The organism is Mycolicibacterium wolinskyi str. Jessa 2025, assembly GCF_049241375.1.
GTDB lineage: Bacteria > Actinomycetota > Actinomycetes > Mycobacteriales > Mycobacteriaceae > Mycobacterium > Mycobacterium wolinskyi.
This window is the reverse complement of record NZ_CP185960.1, coordinates 1,239,920-1,260,601: the sequence shown is the minus strand read 5'-3', so window position 1 is coordinate 1,260,601 and position 20,682 is coordinate 1,239,920. Positions and strand designations below refer to the sequence as shown.

General features: G+C 65.5%; 23 protein-coding genes and 1 tRNA gene. 14 read left to right on the top strand and 10 right to left on the bottom strand.

The window, feature by feature from the left end:
• Nucleotides 1–7: 7 nt before the first annotated feature.
• A complete protein-coding gene (locus tag ACOI2T_RS06390) occupies nt 8–934 on the bottom strand; it encodes a sugar-binding transcriptional regulator (protein WP_067843915.1) in 927 nt (308 codons plus the stop codon).
• A 62-nt stretch (nt 935–996) separates the two neighbouring features.
• On the opposite strand from ACOI2T_RS06390, the gene ACOI2T_RS06385 reads away from it, so the two are divergent.
• Both ACOI2T_RS06385 and ACOI2T_RS06380 read left to right on the top strand, forming a co-directional pair.
• Nucleotides 997–2,433 carry a mannitol dehydrogenase family protein gene (locus ACOI2T_RS06385; RefSeq protein WP_409506198.1) on the top strand — a complete coding sequence of 479 codons (1,437 nt, stop codon included), beginning with the start codon at nt 997–999 and terminating at the stop codon, nt 2,431–2,433.
• Nucleotides 2,430–3,350: a carbohydrate kinase family protein gene (locus ACOI2T_RS06380; RefSeq protein ID WP_409506197.1), complete on the top strand. Its 921-nt coding sequence runs from the start codon at nt 2,430–2,432 to the stop codon at nt 3,348–3,350. The genes ACOI2T_RS06385 and ACOI2T_RS06380 overlap by 4 nt, the downstream gene beginning before the upstream one ends.
• 63 nt (nt 3,351–3,413) lie before the next feature.
• On the opposite strand, the gene ACOI2T_RS06375 is transcribed toward ACOI2T_RS06380, so the two are convergent.
• Both ACOI2T_RS06375 and ACOI2T_RS06370 read right to left on the bottom strand, forming a co-directional pair.
• Nucleotides 3,414–4,967 carry a hypothetical protein gene (locus ACOI2T_RS06375; protein WP_409506196.1) on the bottom strand — a complete coding sequence of 518 codons (1,554 nt, stop codon included), beginning with the start codon at nt 4,965–4,967 and terminating at the stop codon, nt 3,414–3,416.
• A 72-nt stretch (nt 4,968–5,039) separates the two neighbouring features.
• A complete protein-coding gene (locus tag ACOI2T_RS06370) occupies nt 5,040–5,558 on the bottom strand; it encodes a MarR family winged helix-turn-helix transcriptional regulator (RefSeq protein ID WP_409506195.1) in 519 nt (172 codons plus the stop codon).
• Between the two features lie 391 nt (nt 5,559–5,949).
• On the opposite strand from ACOI2T_RS06370, the gene ku reads away from it, so the two are divergent.
• Nucleotides 5,950–6,879 carry a non-homologous end joining protein Ku gene (gene ku, locus ACOI2T_RS06365; RefSeq protein WP_409506194.1) on the top strand — a complete coding sequence of 310 codons (930 nt, stop codon included), beginning with the start codon at nt 5,950–5,952 and terminating at the stop codon, nt 6,877–6,879.
• 16 nt (nt 6,880–6,895) lie between these two features.
• Here the strand turns inward: ku and ACOI2T_RS06360 are convergent, their stop codons facing one another.
• The 6 genes from ACOI2T_RS06360 to ACOI2T_RS06335 all read right to left on the bottom strand — a co-directional run bounded on the left by ACOI2T_RS06360 (nt 6,896) and on the right by ACOI2T_RS06335 (nt 11,817).
• The gene (locus ACOI2T_RS06360) at nt 6,896–7,207 is read right to left on the bottom strand and encodes a hypothetical protein (protein WP_067843900.1); all 312 of its coding nucleotides are present in this window, start codon (nt 7,205–7,207) and stop codon (nt 6,896–6,898) included.
• A 181-nt stretch (nt 7,208–7,388) separates the two neighbouring features.
• A complete protein-coding gene (locus tag ACOI2T_RS06355) occupies nt 7,389–8,162 on the bottom strand; it encodes a hypothetical protein (RefSeq protein WP_421876080.1) in 774 nt (257 codons plus the stop codon).
• A gap of 86 nt (nt 8,163–8,248) precedes the next feature.
• Nucleotides 8,249–8,845, bottom strand: a complete 597-nt coding sequence (locus tag ACOI2T_RS06350) for a DUF4190 domain-containing protein (protein WP_409506193.1) — start codon at nt 8,843–8,845, stop codon at nt 8,249–8,251.
• Entirely contained in the window at nt 8,842–9,693 is an 852-nt protein-coding gene (locus tag ACOI2T_RS06345) for a cysteine peptidase family C39 domain-containing protein (protein ID WP_409506192.1), read from the bottom strand. Before ACOI2T_RS06345 ends, ACOI2T_RS06350 begins: the two co-directional genes overlap by 4 nt.
• A 133-nt stretch (nt 9,694–9,826) precedes the next feature.
• The gene (locus tag ACOI2T_RS06340) at nt 9,827–10,294 is read right to left on the bottom strand and encodes a glucose-6-phosphate dehydrogenase (RefSeq protein ID WP_409506191.1); all 468 of its coding nucleotides are present in this window, start codon (nt 10,292–10,294) and stop codon (nt 9,827–9,829) included.
• A 50-nt stretch (nt 10,295–10,344) separates the two neighbouring features.
• On the bottom strand, nt 10,345–11,817 hold the full coding sequence (locus ACOI2T_RS06335) for an HNH endonuclease signature motif containing protein (protein WP_409506190.1): 1,473 nt from the start codon (nt 11,815–11,817) through the stop codon (nt 10,345–10,347).
• Between the two features lie 120 nt (nt 11,818–11,937).
• Here ACOI2T_RS06335 and ACOI2T_RS06330 point away from each other — a divergent pair, with 120 nt between their 5' ends.
• From ACOI2T_RS06330 to ACOI2T_RS06300, 7 genes are all read left to right on the top strand, one after another.
• Complete coding sequence (locus ACOI2T_RS06330; protein WP_067843890.1) at nt 11,938–12,729, top strand: SDR family oxidoreductase; 792 nt, start codon at nt 11,938–11,940, stop codon at nt 12,727–12,729.
• Between the two features lie 8 nt (nt 12,730–12,737).
• Entirely contained in the window at nt 12,738–13,814 is a 1,077-nt protein-coding gene (locus ACOI2T_RS06325) for an NAD(P)H-dependent amine dehydrogenase family protein (protein ID WP_409506189.1), read from the top strand.
• A 25-nt stretch (nt 13,815–13,839) separates the two neighbouring features.
• A complete protein-coding gene (locus ACOI2T_RS06320; protein ID WP_067843885.1) occupies nt 13,840–14,106 on the top strand; it encodes a hypothetical protein in 267 nt (88 codons plus the stop codon).
• 47 nt (nt 14,107–14,153) lie between these two features.
• On the top strand, nt 14,154–14,381 hold the full coding sequence (locus ACOI2T_RS06315) for a hypothetical protein (RefSeq protein ID WP_409506188.1): 228 nt from the start codon (nt 14,154–14,156) through the stop codon (nt 14,379–14,381).
• Nucleotides 14,375–14,683, top strand: coding sequence for a hypothetical protein (locus ACOI2T_RS06310; protein ID WP_409506187.1), 309 nt, complete (start codon nt 14,375–14,377; stop codon nt 14,681–14,683). The genes ACOI2T_RS06315 and ACOI2T_RS06310 overlap by 7 nt, the downstream gene beginning before the upstream one ends.
• Before the next feature lie 65 nt (nt 14,684–14,748).
• A complete protein-coding gene (locus ACOI2T_RS06305) occupies nt 14,749–15,975 on the top strand; it encodes an Nramp family divalent metal transporter (RefSeq protein ID WP_409506186.1) in 1,227 nt (408 codons plus the stop codon).
• Nucleotides 15,976–17,031 (top strand): poly-gamma-glutamate hydrolase family protein, encoded by a 1,056-nt coding sequence (locus ACOI2T_RS06300; RefSeq protein WP_409506185.1) that lies wholly within the window; start codon nt 15,976–15,978, stop codon nt 17,029–17,031. It begins immediately after the preceding gene.
• Here the strand turns inward: ACOI2T_RS06300 and ACOI2T_RS06295 are convergent.
• Complete coding sequence (locus tag ACOI2T_RS06295) at nt 17,028–18,125, bottom strand: glutamate--cysteine ligase 2 (RefSeq protein WP_409506184.1); 1,098 nt, start codon at nt 18,123–18,125, stop codon at nt 17,028–17,030. The two genes, ACOI2T_RS06300 and ACOI2T_RS06295, sit on opposite strands and share 4 nt — an antisense overlap.
• 62 nt (nt 18,126–18,187) lie before the next feature.
• Here ACOI2T_RS06295 and ACOI2T_RS06290 point away from each other — a divergent pair, with 62 nt between their 5' ends.
• The 4 genes from ACOI2T_RS06290 (at nt 18,188) to ACOI2T_RS06275 (ending at nt 20,570) form a co-directional block, all read left to right on the top strand.
• Nucleotides 18,188–19,003, top strand: coding sequence for a TIGR03621 family F420-dependent LLM class oxidoreductase (locus tag ACOI2T_RS06290; RefSeq protein ID WP_409506183.1), 816 nt, complete (start codon nt 18,188–18,190; stop codon nt 19,001–19,003).
• Nucleotides 19,004–19,158: 155 nt separating this feature from the next.
• Nucleotides 19,159–19,740, top strand: a complete 582-nt coding sequence (locus tag ACOI2T_RS06285) for a sigma-70 family RNA polymerase sigma factor (RefSeq protein ID WP_409506182.1) — start codon at nt 19,159–19,161, stop codon at nt 19,738–19,740.
• Nucleotides 19,737–20,450: an anti-sigma factor gene (locus ACOI2T_RS06280; RefSeq protein WP_409506181.1), complete on the top strand. Its 714-nt coding sequence runs from the start codon at nt 19,737–19,739 to the stop codon at nt 20,448–20,450. Before ACOI2T_RS06285 ends, ACOI2T_RS06280 begins: the two co-directional genes overlap by 4 nt.
• Before the next feature lie 47 nt (nt 20,451–20,497).
• Nucleotides 20,498–20,570 (top strand) — tRNA-Arg (locus ACOI2T_RS06275).
• Nucleotides 20,571–20,682 lie beyond the last annotated feature (112 nt).

Sequence of the window (20,682 nt, the reverse complement as noted above, 5' to 3'; positions counted from 1 at the left end):
TCACCTCTCATTGGGTCAACAGCCAACGGGCGCAGTCGATATCGCAGACAAGCAGCCGAGCCAGCTTGCCCCGCAGGGCACCGAGAATGGCCTGGTGCTTACTCGCGCCGCCGGAGACCAGGATGGTCTTCTCACAGGTCCGGATGTCCTCGAGCGGGACCGACATCGCACGCTGCTGCAGTTCGTCGTGCACGGGCTCGCCGTAGGCATTGAAGAACCGGCCGCCGATCTCGCCGACGGCGCCGAGGGAGACCAGTTCGTCGAGCATCCGGATATCGAGGAAGCTGCCCTCGAACAGCGTCGTCGATGTCGACACCGCACCGACTCCGAAGAGCATGACTTCGGCGCGCCTGCCGGCGTCGAGGGTCCGCGAGATCACCGAGTCCTCGCGCATCGACACCACGGTCGCCGGATCGGCGTACAGCGGCGCGGGCAGCCGGAACGTCTCGGCGCGCAAGGTGTCGGCGCATCGAGTGAGGATCTGTTCGGTGCCGGTTTGGTACGCGGCGGTCGACATGGCCCCGTCGAGCTGCACGACCGCGCGGCAGCTCGCGACCCCGGGAACGAGCGCGCTCGCCACGCCGACCTGCTCGGGCCCCCACGTGAACCCGAGCACCTCGTCGGCTCCGATCCGGCGCATCAACAGCGCCGCCCCGGCCCGGCTCGCATTGCTTGCGACGACAGCCTCGGTCAGCCCGAACCGCCGTTCCAGTTCGCGCTCCTCGTCGGCGTGTAAGTCGTCGGAGATGTCGGGCGGCACCACCACCTCGATGCGTACCAGGCCATTGGCCTTCGCCTTGGCCACGAGCCGACCGGCGGTCGGGCGGGAGACGCCGAGCCGCGACGCGATCTCGGCCTGCGTGAGGCCGTCGAGGTAGTACAGCGTCGCCGCACGCAGTGCGAGGCGCAGATCCTCGGGCGTCGGTCCGGTCACTGATCACCACTTCCGATATGAGCAGATGCTCAGGGTCGCGAGTAGATGCTCAACACGCTAACATGAGGATTGTGACGTACACAACACCTCCGGTTAAGCTGGCCGCCTCGACGCTCAAGGAACTGCCCATTCCGGGTCCGAGCTACAACCGCGACGAAATCCAGGTCGGAATCGTCCATTTCGGTGTCGGCGGTTTTCACCGGGCCCATCAGGCGATGTACGTCGATCAGCTCTTGGAGCAGGGCCTGGCCACCGATTGGGGCATCTGCGGCGTCGGCGTGCTGCCGTCCGATCGGAAGATGGCTGACGTGATGGCGGCCCAGGACGGCCTCTACACGCTGCTGCTCGTGCACCCCGACGGTAAGCGCGAGGCACGGGTCATCGGTTCGATCGTCGACTACCGCTTCGCGCCCGACGACCCCGATGGCGTCATCGAACTCTTGGCGAGCCCATCCACCCGGATCGTCTCGCTGACCATCACCGAGGGCGGCTACGACATCGAGGCCGTGCCGGAACTGAACGTCTTCGGCCTGGTCACCGAGGCGCTGTCCCGGCGCCGCGACCGCGGCCTCGGTGCGCCGACGATCGTCTCGTGCGACAACATCGAGGGCAACGGCGAGGTCGCCCGCCAGGCCTTCACCACATACGCCGACCGGCGCCATCCCGGTCTGGGTGATTGGATCGCGGCCAACGTCCGGTTCCCGAATTCGATGGTCGACCGGATCACGCCGGTCACGACACCCGACGTGATCGCCACGGTCGAGAGTGAATTCGGTGTCGCCGACCAATGGCCGGTGGTGGCCGAGCCGTTCACGTCGTGGGTTCTGGAGGACTCGTTCTCCGACGGGCGCCCGCCCTACGAGGACGCCGGGGTCATGCTCGTCGACGACGTCACGCCCTACGAGCTGATGAAGCTGCGCCTTCTCAACGCGAGCCATCAAGCGCTGTGCTACTTCGGTTACCTGGCCGGCTACCGCCTGGTGCACGACGCCGCCAGCGACCCGCTGTTCGCCGAATTCCTGTTGGCCTACATGGATTCCGAGGCGACGCCGACGCTTCAGCCGGTGCCAGGGATCGATCTCGCCGACTACAAGCGCACACTGATCGAACGATTCGCCAACCCGGGGGTGCGCGACACGATTGCCCGGTTGTGTTTCGGCTCGTCGGACCGGATCCCGAAATGGCTCCTGCCCGTCGTCCGGGAAAACCTCAAGACGGGCGCGCCGGTGCGGCTGTCGGCGGCTGTGGTGGCCAGTTGGGCCCGCTACGCCGAGGGCGTCGACGAGCAGGGCGAGCCGATCGACGTGCAGGATCAGCTTGCCGAGACGCTCGTGCCGCTGGCCCGGTCCCAGCGGGAGAATCCGACGGCCTTCATCGAGAACACCGCGTTGTTCGGTGATCTCGCCTCCGCACCGCGGTTCGTCGACGACTATCTGTGGGCCCTGGATTCGCTACACCGCCACGGCGCCCGGGCCACCCTGGAATCATTGAGGCCATGAGCCGGGCTCTGGTTATCGGTGAGGCACTGATCGACATTGTCGAGAGAGACGGCCGCATCAGCGGCGAGCACGTCGGCGGCAGCCCCCTCAACGTCGCCGTCGGCCTGTCGAGGCTGGGCCGCGACGTGGATTTCCTGACCCACATCGCCCATGACGACCGCGGCAAGCGCATCGTCGACTACCTGAAAGCCTCAGGGGTTCAACTGGTTTCAGGAAGCCTGTCGGCGAAGCGCACGCCGACGGCGCTGGCCGTGCTCGACACCTCCGGCCAGGCGCGGTACACGTTCGACATCGACTGGCAGCTGGCGGGCACGCCTGAGGTGGCGCCCCCGCTCGTCGCGCACACCGGCTCCATCGCGACCGTGCTCGAGCCGGGTTGCCGCGCCACCGCCGCGCTCCTCGACGCCTATCACCTGTCGGCAACCATCACGTTCGATCCGAACGTGCGGCCGGCGTTGATCACCGACGACGAAGCCGCCAGGGGCCGCATCGACCGCCTGATCGAGCGAGCAGACGTGGTCAAAGCCAGCGATGAGGACCTGCGCTGGCTCGATCCGCGCCGCGATCCTGAACAGGTCGCGAAGACCTGGCTGAGCATGGGGCCCTCGATCGTCGCGGTGACGATGGGTGATCGGGGTGCGTTCGCGATGTGTGCCGCCGGTGTGGTGCGGATTCCGGCGCGGCCGGTGCAGGTGGTGGACACCGTCGGTGCAGGCGACGCATTCATGACGGGGTTGATCGACGCGCTGTGGTCACGCGGGCTGCTGGGTGCCGATCGGCGACGGGAGTTGGCCCGAATCAGCACCGAAGCGCTGGAGCAAGTGTTGTCGACGGCGGTGCTGGCGTCGGCGTTGACGGTCGCCCGGCCAGGCGCCGATCTGCCGGACCGGGTCACGCTGGAGGCGACCCGAGACTGACGCCGGGTGCTGCTAGCAGCAGACCCCCGGGTTTCGGGGGTCTGCTGTACTCACCTTCCGCGGTTACTCCTCCCCGGCGTCAGCAGTGGCCTTCTGCTCCTTGTTTTCCTTCTCCTTCTTCGGTTTCACGCCGAGCGCCTTCTTGACGTCGTCACCGATCTTCTTGACGGCCTTGCCGACGTCATCGCCCAACGACTTGACCGCCGCCGCAGCCCGGCCCTGGCGGTTCGAGTCCGGACCAAGCTTGCCGAGTTTGGCCAGCGGGTTGTTCTTGACGACAGCCACCTCGGCGGCCGGCGGCGCCGACTCGTCGTCACTCTCGATGTCACCGGCGACATCGCCCGTGCCGACGTCTTCGGCAGCCGCGTCTTCGGCAGCGGCGTCTTCGGCAGGCGCATCATCAGAAACCGCGGCAAGCCCATCCGCCGAACTGTTCTGCGCACCGTCGATCTCGCTGGTGTCGATGGTGACAGCTTCAGCATTCAGGTCGGGCGCCACACTGGGCGAAGGCGGACTGGTCAGCACGGGCGGCTGGATGGAGTCGGCGATCGCCCGACCAAAGGCGAGCAGACCGGGCACCAGGCCGAAGTCAGCCCCGATGAGTCCCGGGAAGCCCATTTCGGTATTGCCGTTGACGATGGTGTTCACCATGTCCGACGGGAAACTGATGATGGCGTTGGCAACCGCTTCGAAGTCGTTTGCCTGCAACCCGTCATAGATCGCCTGTCCGGTGAGGCCGATCTGACCGACCGGCGCGAGCACCTGCGTCAGAAGCGGGAATCCCACGTTCAGGATGCCCTGCGTGATCGCGGTTTCGATGACTGCGGCCGTGTTGACGAACGGGTTCTGCAGCACGGCTATGAGATTGGGAAGCTGGTTCAGCGCGCCGAATGCACCTCTCACGATCGGCGACAGGAAGGCGGTCGCCAGATTGATCGAGCCTTGATAGATGTCGCCTGCCAGGATTGCGCGGATGGAATCCTCGATCTGCTGCGGCATCAGGCCCACTCCGTCGGCGAAGCCGCTGGCGAATGTGCTCGCGAGGGACGCGAACACCTGGGCGGTGATCAGCTGATTGTCGATGATCTTGCCCAGGATCGGGGCGGGGTTCTCCAGCACCGTCTGGGCGATGCTGCCCAGATTGGTCGCTGTCGTGCTCAGGACCTCGGCCCACAACTCGATCGGGTTGACCAGGGCATTGAGCTCAACCGACGCCGATGACGATGGTATGGCCGGGGCTTGGCTAGCCGGCAGGACCGGATGAATCGGTGCCGCCGCGATGGCGCCGGCACCGACAAGGGCGACGCCGGCCATCAGGCATGAGCGAGCCGCTGTTTCCATGTTTGTCCCCTTCTGAGGCGGATGGATGTGAGCCCGGGCAAACCAGAACCTACCTGAGAAAAACCTGAGCAAGCCGCGGTTGCCGCAGGTGTCAATTAATCCGCTCCGCGGCCCGCAGCCGTGCAACATCAATGCATTCAAATATGCCAGCTCATGTGTCCAGCCGCCTCCGGTCAGCACACTTGTGGCAGCGGCGGACAGTTTCAGTGCACAAGTACTGTATTCAGAAATTGAAACGCGTTCACCGGGTTGCCGCAGTTGCAGCCAGGAGAACAACGGCTGGCCACACCACTAGCCGAGGTTTATGCGCTTCGCTGGCCGAATACGACGACGACGAGCCGTCATAAATCAAATGCGGCCGATCTTTGCCGCCATTCGGGACTTCAAGCCAACCGCTACTCGACGACTGCTTTCGCCGAGGGCAATCATCTGCTGGCGGCTCATCTGGCCCAGGTAAAACGTCCGGACGACGCGCGAATAGGTCACGAGGGCGGGTTTCAGCCGTGCGCGACCCTCCTGGGTGACGGTGGCAACCACGCCTCGCCGGTCTCTTTTGCTGGCTCGCCGCAGCACCAAGCCGTCGGATTCCAGCCGGCGGATCTGCTCGGTCACGCGACTCGGTTGCAGGATCAACGCCTCGGCCACGTCGCCCATTCGCGCGGATCCGCCTTCCGACTTGGCGAGGAGGTCGAGTAGCTGGACATCGAACAGGCTCAGGTTGTGCGTGCCGACCAACTCGCGGTTGAGCGTCTCGTAGAACAGCCACGCCGATTGAAAGAATTGATCCCAGCACTGCATCTCGGCCTCGTCGAGGCCCGATAAATCACCGGGCTTACCGAAACCGGGGTTTCCCACCATTGCCGACATCCAGGAATCCTTCCCAGAAGTATTGGTCCAGAGCCGCACGGTCGTTCTAGAACGGGTTACACAGCTGCTACCCCGCCCGCCGTTGTCTGCGCCGGATGCTACTGCACAAGATCATCAGTTGAATCCAATGTCGGAGAATCGCCTGACTTGCGGATTGAAAGACTTTGCCGTCAGCGTCCCGCCCCGGCGACTTGCCGACATCGCACCGACTCTCTGGCGGCCGCATCATCGGGTCCGCGGATAGAACCTCCGCAAACATGTCTCGGATCCTCGCCGGACCAGCAGTCGGCGTCGCCGACACCACCGGGCCGCGGTCGGCCGGCAAGGCCACGGCTCCGTGTCCCTGGAGCAACTCCCGCGACTCGGCGAGCCGGTGGGCCATACTGGCCATATGCGATCCATCTGGAAGGGTTCGATCGCCTTCGGCCTGGTGAACGTGCCGGTCAAGGTCTACAGCGCGACCGAGGACCACGACATCAAGTTCCATCAGGTCCATGCGAAGGACAACGGGCGGATCCGCTACAAGCGTGTCTGCGAAGTGTGCGGTGAGGTCGTCGAGTACCGCGACATCAACAAGGCCTTCGAGTCGGACGACGGTCAGATGGTGGTCATCACCGACGAGGACATCGCCACGCTGCCCGAGGAACGCAGCCGCGAGATCGAGGTGGTCGAGTTCGTCCCGGCCGAGCAGCTCGATCCGATGCTGTACGACAAGAGCTACTTCCTCGAACCCGATTCGAAGTCGTCCAAGTCCTATGTACTGCTGGCGAAGACGCTCGCCGAGACCGACCGCATCGCGATCGTGCACTTCTCGTTGCGCAACAAGACCCGGCTCGCGGCCTTACGGGTCAAGGACTTCAGCAAGCGCGACGTCATGATGATCCACACCCTGTTGTGGCCCGACGAGATCCGCGATCCCGATTTCCCGGTACTGGACAAGGAAGTTCAGATCAAACCGGCCGAGCTCAAGATGGCCGGTCAAGTCGTGGAGTCGATGACCGACGATTTCAAACCGGACGAGTTCCGCGACGACTACCAGGAACAGCTGCACGAGTTGGTGCAGGCCAAACTCGAAGGCGGCGAAGCATTCGCCGTCGAGGAGCAGCAGCCGGCCGAGCTCGACGAGACCGAGGATGTGTCAGACCTGCTGGCCAAGCTCGAGGCCAGCGTGAAGGCTCGGCGCGGCGGCAAGGACGCCGACGACAAAGACGGCGACAAGAGCGGCAAGGAAGACAGCAAGCCCGCCAAGAAAGCGCCCGCGAAGAAGGCCGCCGCCAAGAAGGCTCCCGCAAAGAAAGCTGCGGCGAAGAAGTCGTCCTAGGCCGCCGCTCGGCCACTCACCGCTTACAGTCGAGATCCACATAGACCGTCGTGTACTGCAGCACCTGGCCCGGACCCATCAGCGTGAAGTTGCCGTTGACGGGCGGCTGCGGACCGGTAACAGTCCGGCCCGGCCGAACCGCGTTCACCGTGCAGTTCTCGATCGCCCCATTGCCGACCTTGCTCAGGATCACCCGGTATCCCTCGCTCTGCAGTTGATTGATTGTCTCCGTTGCCGACGCCTCAGACGGCGCAGCGGTGGCGGACGGTCCGCACGCCAGTGCGCTCGCGATCAATCCGACACCGGCGGCTGAACACTTTGCGGTCATTTTCACGGATGTTTCTTGCTCCTTAGGGCTTCGGCCAACGTCCGTTAACCCTAAGCAGCGGTATTCCACCGTTTCACGAATTCATATGGAACACATACGAACACCTGTGTCCGACCAAATTCTGGGCTGGTTCAAAGAATTCGCACATGCATCAACGAAATGCGGCATGGGCAACTGAGATTCATGGCGCGTCGCCGACCTCGGGGGCATCGGTGGTGACATCGCCTGCATCACCGGAATCGTCGCCCTGCGGCGGCGCATCGACGTCGGGCGCATCGTCGACCGGCGGCCCCGCGGTTTCGGGTGCGTCGCCGGCGCCGTGGTTCGGATTGGTGCAAATCGTTCCCTCACACGGGACGTATCCGTTACTGCCATCAGGGTTCTGGATCGCGTTGGGTGCCACATAGCTTCCGACGGGGCAGCCAGGATCCTGGTTCTTCGCGCAGTACTCCTGCGTCAGATTGTTGTTGACCGAACCGTCCGCACCGACCGGTCCACCGTTGACCGGCTGGCCGTCCGGCCCCCATGTACCGGCGGGATCCGCACCGCCGTGATTGGGGTTGGTGCACACCGTACCCTCACATGCCACATAGGTATGGCTGCCGTCCGGATTGCGAATGGCGTTGGGCGCCACATAACTTCCGATCGGACATGCCGGGTCCTCGTTGCGCGCGCAGTACTCCTGCGTCAGGTTGTTGCCGGTCGAACCGTCGGCGCCGACCGGTCCGCCGTTGACGGGTGCGCCGTTGGCATCCCAATGCCCGCCTCCGGCGGTCAGCGAGACGAACGGGCCGAGATAGCTGCCTGCCGCGCATTTCGGGTCCTGGTTGTGCGCGCAGTACTGGGCGTCGGGCCCTCCCCCCGGCCGAGCCTGCGACGACGCCGTCGGACGACCGCTCGTCGACGATGTCGATGTGGGCGACAACCCCTCACTGCAACCCACAACGAACACCATGAGAATCATCCCAAACATGACGAGTACCGCAGAACGCAACTTCACCTAGAGACCTCCCGAAAACCTTTGCGACACATAACGTTGGCTCAACCTTGCGCGGAACCTGTGACAGGATCCTGGGCAACGGCAAGACATTTCACCGTACGGTTACTCGATGACCACGTCTCCCGAGTTGGCCGTAGATCGTCGATATCAAAACCGGCCGCATCTTCGGCTGCATACTTGGCGAACTCGCTACTACACCTGCTGGTGTACTTCTCGAGGACATCGTCACCTGGATATGTATCACCGGGGACGGTGAACACCGCGAGAACCTCTGAACGATGCGGCTGATCGCATGCCACCTCATCGCTCTCGTCCAAGCCGTCATCAGGTTCGGATGCGTAGCAGGTGCCGACCGCCGGGGGATAGCGAGTGCCGGGACTGTCGTCAGGAAGAAGTACGAAGACCGCGACCGCGATCACCCCGACGACAATCCAGGTTCCGGACAGGATCAATCCGGAGATTGCCAGACCACGGCCGCCGACCTGGCCAGTCCTGGTCTTGGCCAGGGCGATTGCCGCACACACGATGCTCACCAACGCGCCGCCGATGATTCCGAAGATGAGAGCCGCGATAGCCCACGCCGTCGTCGGGGCTCTGATCGACTGTTGGGGTAGACCGACCGATAGCTGATCGTTCATGCTGGTGCGTCCGTCACGATGAGATCGTGTCCTCCAGGAGCCCAAGCACTTTCGAATGCATCCAGGTCGACCTGTTCACCCGCACCGTCGTCGGTTCCGCTGTCGGACAAGTACACGATCCGTTGATCGGTATCGACGGCCGCCACGACGACCGAGTGGTCGTCCTCGGTATGGTCGCCGTCCTCGCCCCAGATGGTTTCAGCATTAACGCCGACGATCACCTTACGGCCCGCACCGAGGTACTGCTCCAAAGCCGGTAATCCCGTGGCAATTCCACCCGACGACGAGGCGTCGTCATCGGTCGCCGTCGCATCGACGCCGAAATGCTTGAGCAGCCGGATCTGATCGGCCGACGACGTTCCGTTATCGGTGGTGTCGTCACCCGGGTCCGGCGGCTCGTAAATCGGTCCTGACCTCGTGGGGCTCGGGGTGTTCGCGGCAACATCGATCACGACGTCCTCCGTCGGGAAGTCGCCCGTCATCAGGCCCACCACAATGGCGACCGCCATCAGGCCACAGTCCTCGAAACTCTGCTTCGCCCAGTGCTCGGAGGCTTCTACCGGATCACCGTAAATCGGTCCTGCCGCGACTTCTTCAGGTGTCGCGGGGTCGGGTTCAGCCGTTACGGAACCGGCAGGGGTCGCGGCGTTCGCCGCCCGATGCGCTGCGTCGTCAGCGGGTGGCCCACCACAGCCGACCACCACAACGGACGCCAGCACCGCAGACGCCACAGCGCTTGCCAGTCGGGGTGCCATTTGCTTCAGGTAGAGGGCCAGCAACTCGCTCCAAGCATTGGTCATCTCGGTGTATTCGTCTTCGCATCGCGACCCGAGCCGTAGATCCAGCATTGCGTCCCACGCCTCGTAGGAACCTCACAGGACCTTAGGGCGGGCTGTTTGCTACACGCTTTCGAAAAATCTTCGTGCTTCAAGAAAATGAGCGAGAGGCCCACACAACCTGTGGGCGGATAGGACCTCAGTCCTACATCGAAACGTTGACCCGCAACGCCTCGTGCTCGTCGAGAATCCGGCTGAGCGCGGCATCCATCGGATGGGCGGCGGCAAGGTCGTTGCAGCATCGCCGGTCCACTGCGACCACTTCACCCGGATGCATCTGCACACTTTCGACCTGATCGACGAACGGGTCGAACAGAGCGGCCGGTGTGGCGAGGTAGTAATGCCGGTGCCGGCTATCGCCGAAGCCCGCGGCGTACATCAGCCCGCATTGGGTTATGACGAACAGCTCCGAGGTGATGCCGGCGGGGCTGCGCTCCTCCCTGCTCCACGCCAGTGCGGCGTGTCTGGCCTCGGCCAGCCGGTCCTGGACGTCGTCTGTCGACGTCATCAGTCGGTGGACCAGCGCAGCACCCATCCCCGGATATTCGTCGACCGCAGGTCTGAAGTAGCGCTGGAAGATGTCGCCGAAGAAATCATGGGCGTGATCGTTCATCGGGGCTCCCCACGTCGGTACGCGACACCCCAATTGTGCGCCTGGGCGCGCTACGTCGGGGGTGGTTTGTTGCGTTCGGCAAGATAAGCCCGATTGAGTGCACGCTCCGCTTTGATCTGGCGTGCTTCCCGCTGGGCGCGTGTGAGCGCACGCCGCGGCATCATCACGCCGCGATCGGTCGCGACCGTCCTTCCTCGCGGTGGCGGCAATGCCGCGGTGGTGGTGTCCCAGTGCGGGAAGAACAGCCGGCTCGCGGGTTTCTTGGTGTACGTCCGGCCGCTCGGCGTCGTCCACACGACCGTTCCGTCCGGCAGCTGACGGTCCGACCAGCCGTCCCAGAAGGTTTTCAGAAGGTGATGAGTTCTACACAGGCACTTCGTGTTTGACGGATGGGTCGCTCCGGCCGGGTACGGCACCGAATGATCGATGTCGCAGTTCACCGCGGGGCGGTCACAACCGGGGAACATGCACGTCATGTCTCGCATGCGCACGAACGCGGCCAGCCCTGTCGAAGGCCGATAGCGTGGCTCCGGCTCACCGCAGGGTTGCGCAAGTTCGCGGACCTTGGCCCCACAAGCGATCAGCTGAGCCAGCAACGGTGTGGGCACCACTCCGCCGCCGATGATCACGGCGCTGGCCGGCTTCTTGGCCGGACGGGGCGGCTCATCGCGCGGTATGGGATTCGACTCGTCGTCACCCGACAGGTAGGGATCCGGCTCGGCGTCGAGCGCGGCAGGTTCTGCCAGCACGTAGACGACGGTGTTGGCGGCGCGCGCATCCACCACATCCGCGGCCGGACAGTCCGACTTCCCGCATTGGCATTTGAGCCGATCCCCGCCGGCGCCGAGCACCCCCATCGCGTCCGACCGCCGCTGCCCGAGCGTCCGCGGATCGTCCTCGCACACACCGCTGATCATGTGTGCGAGGCGGTTTTCGAATGCCGCCCTATCCGTGGCCAACAATCTGCCGTATAAGGAAACCGTGCCGGTGGCGTCGTCCGGCTTTCCGAAACACACGTCGCGGTCCCGCGCGACGGTCCGGGTCCGGCGCAAGGCCTCCGGATCGTGGCGCTCGATCAATGCGTCGATGGACTGTTCGAGCTTCTCCACCGACAGCGGTCCCCATTCGACGACACGATCGACCAGCGCAGCGTCCATGATCTGCAGCGTCTCGGCATCTTCGATCAACCGCGTCCGCCACGTGACCGTCGAGATCAGCCGAGAACTCAACCGGCCCTGGGCATACAGTGCGGCCACCCGCGGAAAACGCTCCTGCAGGGCCACGGCGATCAGCATCTCCCGCGAAGCGGCACGGTGACCGACGTTCATCGCCGCGGCCACCTCCCCGGCCGCGGAATCCCAGTAATCACAGGCCCAGTGCAGGAGTTCGTCGTCTTGCTCAGCGACCCGTCGACCGATCAGCTCGGCGATCATCTGCAGCCGGCGTGAATCTGACGCAGCCGCGGCGCGGGTCTCGTACTCGATCCCGGCAGCTAGCGCTGCGTCATCGAGTTCTTCGAACATACGTTCGATGATGCCAGACGGGTATGACAAATCCCGCCGAACTAGAACGCGTTTCAGAAAGTCGCCCGAATCCGCGGCGTGCACTGCTACCGTGACGCGCGGTAAGCGAATGGAGCGCACGTGATTCTCGATAGATTTCGCCTCGACGACAAAGTTGCGATCGTCACCGGAGCCGGCCGTGGGCTCGGCGCCGCGATCGCCGTGGCGTTCGCGGAAGCCGGTGCGGACGTGGTCATCGCGGCCCGAACGCAGTCTCAACTCGAAGAGGTCGCCGAACAGGTGGCGGCGGCGGGCCGGCGCGCTCACATCGTCGTCGCCGACCTCGCACATCCCGAGTCCACCGCCGAGCTCGCGACCGCGGCTGCCGAGGCGTTCGGGAAACTAGACATCGTCGTCAACAACGTCGGCGGCACCATGCCCGCGCCACTGGTCAACACGTCGGCCAAGGACCTTCGCGACGCCTTCACCTTCAACGTGTCGACCGCGCACGCGCTGACCGCGGCGGCCGTACCGCTCATGCTCGAACACTCCGGCGGCGGCAGCATCATCAACATCACCTCGACGATGGGACGGCTCGCGGGGCGCGGGTTCGTTGCCTACGGCACCGCGAAAGCCGCGCTGGCTCATTACACGCGCCTGGCCGCGCTCGACCTCTGCCCGCGCATACGCGTCAACGCGATCGCGCCGGGCTCGATCCTCACCTCCGCGCTCGACATCGTCGCGTCCAACGACGAACTCCGTGAACCGATGGAGAAGGCAACTCCGATGCGGCGTCTCGGCGATCCGGCCGACATCGCCGCCGCCGCCGTCTACCTGTCCTCGCCCGCAGGCAGTTACCTGACCGGTAAGACTCTCGAGGTCGACGGCGGCCTGACCATGCCGAACCTCGATCTGCCCATCCCCGACCTGTAAGGACACCCATGGCAATCAAAGTCGCGGCGATCGGAACCGGAAACGTCGGCCGGCACGCGCTCAAGCAACTCATCACCGACCCGGCTTACGAGCTCACCGGCGTGTGGGTGTCCTCGGCCGCCAAGGCCGGCAAGGATGCGGGCGAACTTGCCGGGCTTGATGTTTCGACAGGCATCCTCGCCACCGACGATCTCGACGCAGTGCTCGCGACCGGGCCCGAGTGCGCGGTCTACACCGCCATGGCCGACAACCGGCTGCCTGACGCGCTTGAGGATTACCGACGCATCCTGGCGGCCGGCATCAACGTGGTGGGTAGCTCGGCAGTGTTCCTGCAGTACCCGTGGCAGGTGCTACCCGACGAGCTCGTCACGCCCATCGAAGAGGCGGCGAAGGCCGGCGCGGCAAGCCTGTTCGTCAACGGCATCGATCCGGGCTTCGCCAATGACCTTCTGCCCCTTGCGCTTGCCGGAACCTGCCAGCAGGTCGAGCAGATCCGCTGCATGGAGATCGTCGACTACGCGACCTACGACAGCGCGACGGTGATGTTCGACGTGATGGGTTTCGGAAAGTCGCTCGACGAAACCCCGATGCTGCTGCAGCCCGGCGTGCTGAGCCTGGCGTGGGGTTCGGTGGTCCGGCAACTCGCCGCGGGTTTGGGTATCGAACTCGAAGCGGTCACCGAAGAACATACGCGGATCCCCGCGCCCGAGGATTTCGAGATCGCCGCCGGACACATTCCGAAGGGCACCACCGCGGCGATGCGGTTCGAGGTTCGCGGCATGCGCGACGGAAAAGCTGCCGTGGTGCTCGAACACGTCACTCGGCTGCGCGATGACCTCTGCCCGGACTGGCCGCAGCCCGCACAGGAGGGTGGCTCGTACCGGATCGAGCTGACCGGTGAGCCGTCCTATGCCCTTGATCTGTGCCTGAGCAGCCCGAACGGCGATCACAACCACGCCGGTCTGGTGGCCACCGCAGCCCGTGTCGTCAACGCGATTCCCGCCGTGGTGGCCGCGGCCCCGGGAATCCGGACCACGCTCGATCTGCCACTGATCACTGGCAAAGGGCTGTACGCTGCCGGGTAAAACACCCCGGGGAAGGGACGCTCTGATGAAGTCACGCCTCACCACGCTTGCCGGATGTTTGCTTGTCGGCGGCGCTTCCGCCGCGATAGGTCTGGCACCATTGGCCGCCGCCGAACCCAGTGCGCCGAAAGAGCCGCATCTGCTGCCCCAGTGCCAGGTGACCGGCGGCAGCTCGGTCGAAGGCGGACAGACCACCGAGTGTGCGTCCGAGGGCAACGTTCAGATCGACGCCACGCCGCCCCAGCCCGGCTATGGCATGTTCCCTTGGGACGACGAGTTCTTCATCCTCTGACCCCGGCTTTTTCGGACGTAGACTTGCTCTAGCGATCGGAGTAGGTCATGACAAATAAATCCCGGTACCTGGCCGCCGTACTGGCCGTGCCATTCCTGGCAGTATTCGCCGCATCCGTGGCCACGGCCGCACCGCAGTGCACGAACACCGGACCCACCACCACGCAATGTCAGACCGGCGGCAGCACCCAGATCGTCACGTCGCCTCCGGCCATGAACTACGGGCCTTGGTATGGCTGGGGATTCGGAGTAGGAGGAGTCGTCATCGGATGGTGAACGTCGCGAAGATCGTTAGGACCCTTGTCGGCGCATCCGCAGCACTTGCCGTATTCGGACTTGTCGGAGCGCCGACGGCCGCAGCCGATCCGCAGTGCACCGATGTCGGCGGAGCGACGCGCTGCTCGAGCCCCGGCAATGTGCAGATCAACGCCACCCCGACGCAGCGCGGGCCCTACCTCCCATACGGATGTGATCCGGCGTACGCCGCACTTTGCTACGACGATCTACCCGGCATCGCCATCGACTTCGGCGGCGGCGGTGACCACCACGGCGGCGGCGGTCGACACCCCCGCCGCTAGCCCAAAGACAAGGTTTCGGCTAACCTAACTTTCCTATTCGCCTATCCGGATAGGGAGTTGGACAGTTGTTGGAAGACACCAAGGTGCGCACCAGGCCGAGCTGGTTGCTGCTCGGGCCCGCGTTCGTCGCCGCCATCGCCTACGTCGACCCCGGCAACGTCGCGGCCAACATCAGTGCCGGAGCCCAATTCGGCTTCCTGCTGGTCTGGGTGATCGTCGTCGCCAACGCGATGGCCGGCCTCGTGCAATACCTGTCCGCCAAGCTGGGCCTGGTCACCGGGCGCTCACTGCCCGAGGCAGTCGCCGACCACACCCGGACCCCGAGCCGGATCGCCTACTGGGTGCAAGCCGAATTGGTCGCCATGGCAACCGATCTCGCCGAAGTCGTCGGCGGCGCCATCGCGTTGTACCTGCTGTTCGACCTGCCGCTGCTGATCGGCGGGGTCATCACCGGCGTCGTCTCACTACTTCTGCTCGCCGTACAGAACCGGCGCGGCCAGCAGATGTTCGAGCGGGTCATCAGTGGTCTGCTGCTGGTCATCGCGATCGGCTTCCTGACGAGTCTGTTCGTCGAAACGCCGCCGGCGGCCGCGGTCGCCGAAGGGCTGATCCCCCGTTTCGAGGGCGCCGAGAGCATCCTGCTCGCGACCGCCATGCTTGGCGCAACAGTGATGCCGCACGCGGTCTATCTGCACTCCGGACTTGCCCGCGACCGCCACGGTCATCCCGAAGCCGGCCCGCGGCGGCGCATGCTGCTGCGCGTCACCCGCTTCGACGTCGGCATCGCGATGGTCGTGGCCGGTGCGGTCAACCTGTCCATGCTCCTGGTCGCCGCGACCAACCTGCAGGGCCGCGACAACACCGACTCGATCGAAGGCGCACACGCCGCGGTCCGCGACACGCTCGGCCCGACGGTCGCGCTACTGTTCGCGATCGGCCTGCTGGCCTCGGGTCTCGCGTCCACATCCGTCGGCGCATACGCGGGCGCGATGATTATGCACGGCCTGCTGAAGCGGTACTACCCGCTGCTGCTGCGCCGCCTCGTCACCCTGATCCCGGCGCTGGTCATCCTGGCCATCGGCGTCGACCCGAGCCGCGCCCTGGTGCTCTCCCAGGTGGTGCTCTCCTTCGGCATACCGTTCGCGCTGATTCCCCTCGTCCGCCTGACCAGCAACAAAGCGCTGATGGGCGCCGACGCCAACCATCGTGTGACCACGGCACTTGGCTGGGTGGTGGCCGGACTGATTAGTGTGCTGAACGTGGTGCTGATTTATCTGACCGTCACAGGCTGAATGCTTCACCCGTACTTCGCCTACGGCTCGAATCTGTGCGTGGCACAGATGGCCAGACGCTGTCCGGGTGCCGTCGATCCACGACCAGCACGCCTGGACGGCCACGACTGGCTGATCAACCAGCGCGGCGTGGCCACCATCGAGCCGTTCGACGGATCGCACGTGCACGGAGTGCTGTGGCACGTGACCGATCACGATCTCGACGCCCTCGACAGCGCCGAAGGGGTGCCCGTTCGATATCGACGGGACCGGCTGACGGTGCACACCGCCGACGGCGCGGCGCCGGCATGGGTCTACATCGACCACCGCGTCGACCCTGGGCCACCGCGTCCGGGCTACCTCGAACGCATCCTTGCCGGAGCCGTTCATCACGAGTTGCCGCACCGCTGGATCGAATTCCTTCGCCGCTGGGACCCGATGCACTGGCCGCAGCGCGCCCTTGCGACGACTTCGCCCGCGCCAGAATCGCTTTCGGAGTTGCTCGCCGCGCCGGGTATCGTCGAATCCGCAACGCTGCGTTCCCGTTTCGGGTTCATGGCGATCCACGGCGGCGGCCTGGAACAGATGACCGACGTGATCGCCGAACGTGCTGCCTCCGCATCGGATGCCTCGGTGTATGTGGTGCGCCACCCCGACCACTATCCACACCACCTGCCGTCGGCCCAGTACCTTCCACACGAATCCTCCCGGCTCACAGCATTTCTCCACCATGTCGACGCGGTGGTGTCGCTGCACGGCTACGGCCGGATGGGCCGCGGCACACACCTGCTCGCCGGTGGACGCAACCGGGCATTGGCCGAGCACGTTGCCCAACACGTAGCGATACCCGGGTATCACGTCATCACCGACCTCGACGCAATCCCCCGCGAACTGCGCGGCCAGCACCCCGACAATCCCGTGAACCGCGCCAACGGTGTTCAGCTCGAGCTGCCTTCGCGCGTGCGCGGCCTGAGCCCGCGCAGCCCGCTGCCCGGCGATGACGGGCTGTCGCCGGTGACCTCGGCTCTGGTCGACGGCCTCGCGGCAGCGGCGCGCAGTTGGAGCGCGGCCGGCTAGGCAGTCGTCGTCGCACTCGCCAGTTCGGCGATGACGTCGGCGACATCGCCGTGCGAGCGCCACGCCCGTCGCTGCCGCATCGCGCCGTTGCCCTGCCCGGCGATGCGTTCCAGCTCGTCGCGCACCATGTCGTAGTCCCCAAGGTCCTCCAGAGCGGGCCGCAGGCGTTCGATCAGACCGCCGAGCAGAACCCGGGTCGGCGCGGTCGCATGGCTTTCCATCAAGTCGATCGTCTCGCCGTCAAGGCCGTCGTGGGCCGATTTCCAATATGCCGCGCGCAGAACGTAATCCGTGATCGGCGGTGTCGGCTCGCCGTTGTCCTGCGCGTCGAGCGCCGTCATCACGCTGGCTCTGACCAGCGTGGCCAGCAACACCGTTTCGGCGACGGTGGCGGGTACATCGGACACGCGCACTTCCACGGTCGGGAAGCTGGCCGACGGGCGGACGTCCCAATAGATCATGCCGTCGTCGAGCACCGCGCCGGCCTGTCGCAGCATTCCGACGGTGGCGTCGAACTGTTCGAGGGAATCGAAATAGGGCGGCGGTCCCGCGCTCGGCCAGCGCGTCCACACCATGCTCCGGAAGCTCGCGTAGCCGCTGTCGGTGTTGCGGTAGATCGCCGAGTTCGCGGTCAGCGCCAGCAACAGATGCAGCCACGGACGGATCCGGTTGCTGACGTGGATGGCGGCTTCGCGGCTGGGCACCGCCACATGGACATGGCAGCCACAAATGCCTTGCTCGTGCGCGATCATGCCGAATCGATCACCGATCTTCCGGTAGCGACGGGTCGGGGTGATCGGGAACTTGTGCGGCACGGTCGGCGGCAACGCGACCGCCAGCAAGCGCGCACCGTTGGCCTCGGCGGCCTCCGTGGCGACCCGGCGCAGGCGGATGAGCTCGTCGCGCAGCGCACTGCTGCTGCTCATCACGTCGGTGCTGGTCTCGACCTGACAGCTCGTGAGCTCGAGCTGAAGCTCCACTCCGCGCGTCGAGGCGTAGCCGGCGACGGCCCTGTTGCGGGCAACCGGTTCGCCGTGTTCGGGATCGACCAGTAGGAACTCTTCTTCGACGCCCATGGTGGGATGACGGCTCACGGCTGAAGATTGCCCGAGTTTCACCACACCAAACATTCAGGCGCAGTGCATAGGATCGGGTGATGCCCAACGATTTCCGCTTCGGCGTGAGCCTGCGTACGGCCGAGTCACAAGCACAGGTCACCGACGCCGCCCGCCGCGCCGAAGACTTCGGCTTCGATGTCATCAACGTGCCGGACCACCTCGGCGCGCCGGCCCCGTTCCCCACCCTGACCGCGGCGGCCGCCGCGACCAGCACGCTGCGGGTGGGGACGTTCGTGCTCAACGCCTGCTTCTACAAGCCGGCGCTGTTGGCCCGCGATGTCGAGGCCCTGCGTGACCTGTCGGGTGGCCGGCTGGATCTCGGGCTGGGCGCCGGATACGTGCGCGAGGAGTTCGAAGCCGCCGAGCTACCGTTCCCCGGCGCACGCGAACGCATCGCGTATCTGCGCCACGTGACCGAGCACATCAATGAGTACCTGCCCGATGTGCCGATCCTCATCGCAGGCAACGGCGATCGGCTGCTGACGGTGGCCGCCGAGACCGCCGACATCATCGGGTTCACCGGCGGCGACCACGTCGACGGCGATCCGCTGGCGGAGCGAATCACGTTCGTACGCAACGCCGCCGGAGCCCGATTTTCAGGCCTCGAACTGAACATCGCCATCACCGCGATGCCCGCCGTCGGCGAGGAGATGCCCAACCTTTCCATCCCGCGCCATTTCCTGCCCGGGCTTCCCGACGAGCAGCTACTGCGGCACCCAGGAGTGCTGTCCGGGTCGACAACCGCGATCGCAGACCGGCTGCGCGAACTCCGCGAAACCTATGGGATCAGCTACTTCATCGTGCAGGCCGCCCATGCCGAGGCGTTCGCGAAAGTGATCGCCGAGCTTCGGTAGTCGACGTTCCATCCGGGGCGAGCCTGGCTCCGAATACCTGGTGTGGAACAGATGTTTCGGAGTGATCAGGAGTTCGTCGCCAGCCGATCTGGTTTCGCTGAATACTGCTCTCCCGCTTCGCTTTTCACACCGCTATCATTGAGATCTCGATTAGTGTGACGACGCTGGACGGGCTGGCTAGGCTACCGAACGTGACCACCGACCTCGACGCCCTCCTGCGCCGGGTGGCCCAGCGCGACGTCGACGCCTTCGCAGCGTTTTACGATCACACCCGGTCGAGGGTGTTTGGCCTGGTCACGCGGGTCCTGCGCGACCCGGGCTACAGCGAGGAAACCACACAGGACATCTACCTGCAGGTGTGGAACACCGCTGGGAGCTACAACCCTGCCGCGGGCTCACCGCTGGCCTGGCTGATGACGCTGGCGCACCGGCGTGCGGTCGACCGGGTGCGCTCCGAGCAGGCGGCAAGCCAACGCGAGTCCCGCTACGGCGCGGCCAATGTCGAGACACCCGCCGACCACGTCGCCGATTCGGTGATCACCCTCGACGAGCAGCGCCGGGTCTCCGACTGTCTCGACTCGCTCACCGCCGCCCAGCGCGAGTGCATCCACCTCGCCTACTACGACGGGCTGACCTACAGCCAGGTGTCGCAGCGGCTGGCGGCGAACCTGGCGACGATCAAATCCCGGATGCGCGACGCCATCCGGGGCCTGCGCAATTGTCTGGGAGTGGCATGACCAGCCCTGGCGATCCCGAACTCCTTACCCTGGCGACACCGTACGCACTGCACGCGGTGCCGGAGTCCGAGCTGGCCGACATCGAACGACGCGTGGCCGCCGCACCACCGGAAGTCGCCGAGCAGTTCGCCGCAGAGGTGCGGGCCGTGCGCGAGACCATGGCCCGCGTGGCCGCGAGCACCGCCGTCGAGCCGCCGACCGATCTGCGCGACCGGGTGCTGGCAGCCGTCGCTCCCGGGAACGTGCGCGAATTGCGGCCGTCTCGTCCGCGGTGGCGCACCGCCCTCCTAGCCGCCGCCGCAGCTGTGGTTATTGCCCTCGCCGGTATCGGCGTCGGGATCGTCATGCGCCCCTCGGCCACGCCGTCGACGGCCGAGCAGGTCTTCGCCGCACCGGACGTGCGGACCGTCTCCGGTCCGATTCCCACCGGCGGTACCGCGACGGTCGTGTTCTCCCGCGACCGCAACGCCGGCGTGCTCGTCATGAACGGTGTCACGCCACCCGCGACCGGCACCGTCTACCAGATGTGGTTGATGCGCGACACCGGCCCGGAGTCGGCAGGCACGATGGACTCCGCAGCCGTCGCACCCTCGACCACCGCGGTCCTGCCCGATCTCGGCGACGCGTCTGCGCTCGCGTTCACCGTCGAGCCCGGGACCGGATCATCGACCCCGACCAGGCCGATCTTCGCCCGGCTGCCACTGCGCTAACTCGGTGTTCAGGCACATCGCGGCTTCGGTAAGCTGCCATGGTCCCCGCCCCCGTAGCTCAGGGGATAGAGCACGGCTCTCCTAAAGCCGGTGTCGCAGGTTCGAATCCTGCCGGGGGCACTCTGCCAAGCATTCACCGCCGCGACGAGCACGGTCACCCTCGCCCGGAAAGGGCCGGCCCCGTCCTGTGTTGGCACTGTGCCGAACGTGCAGGCTCTTGTCGGACCGTCCC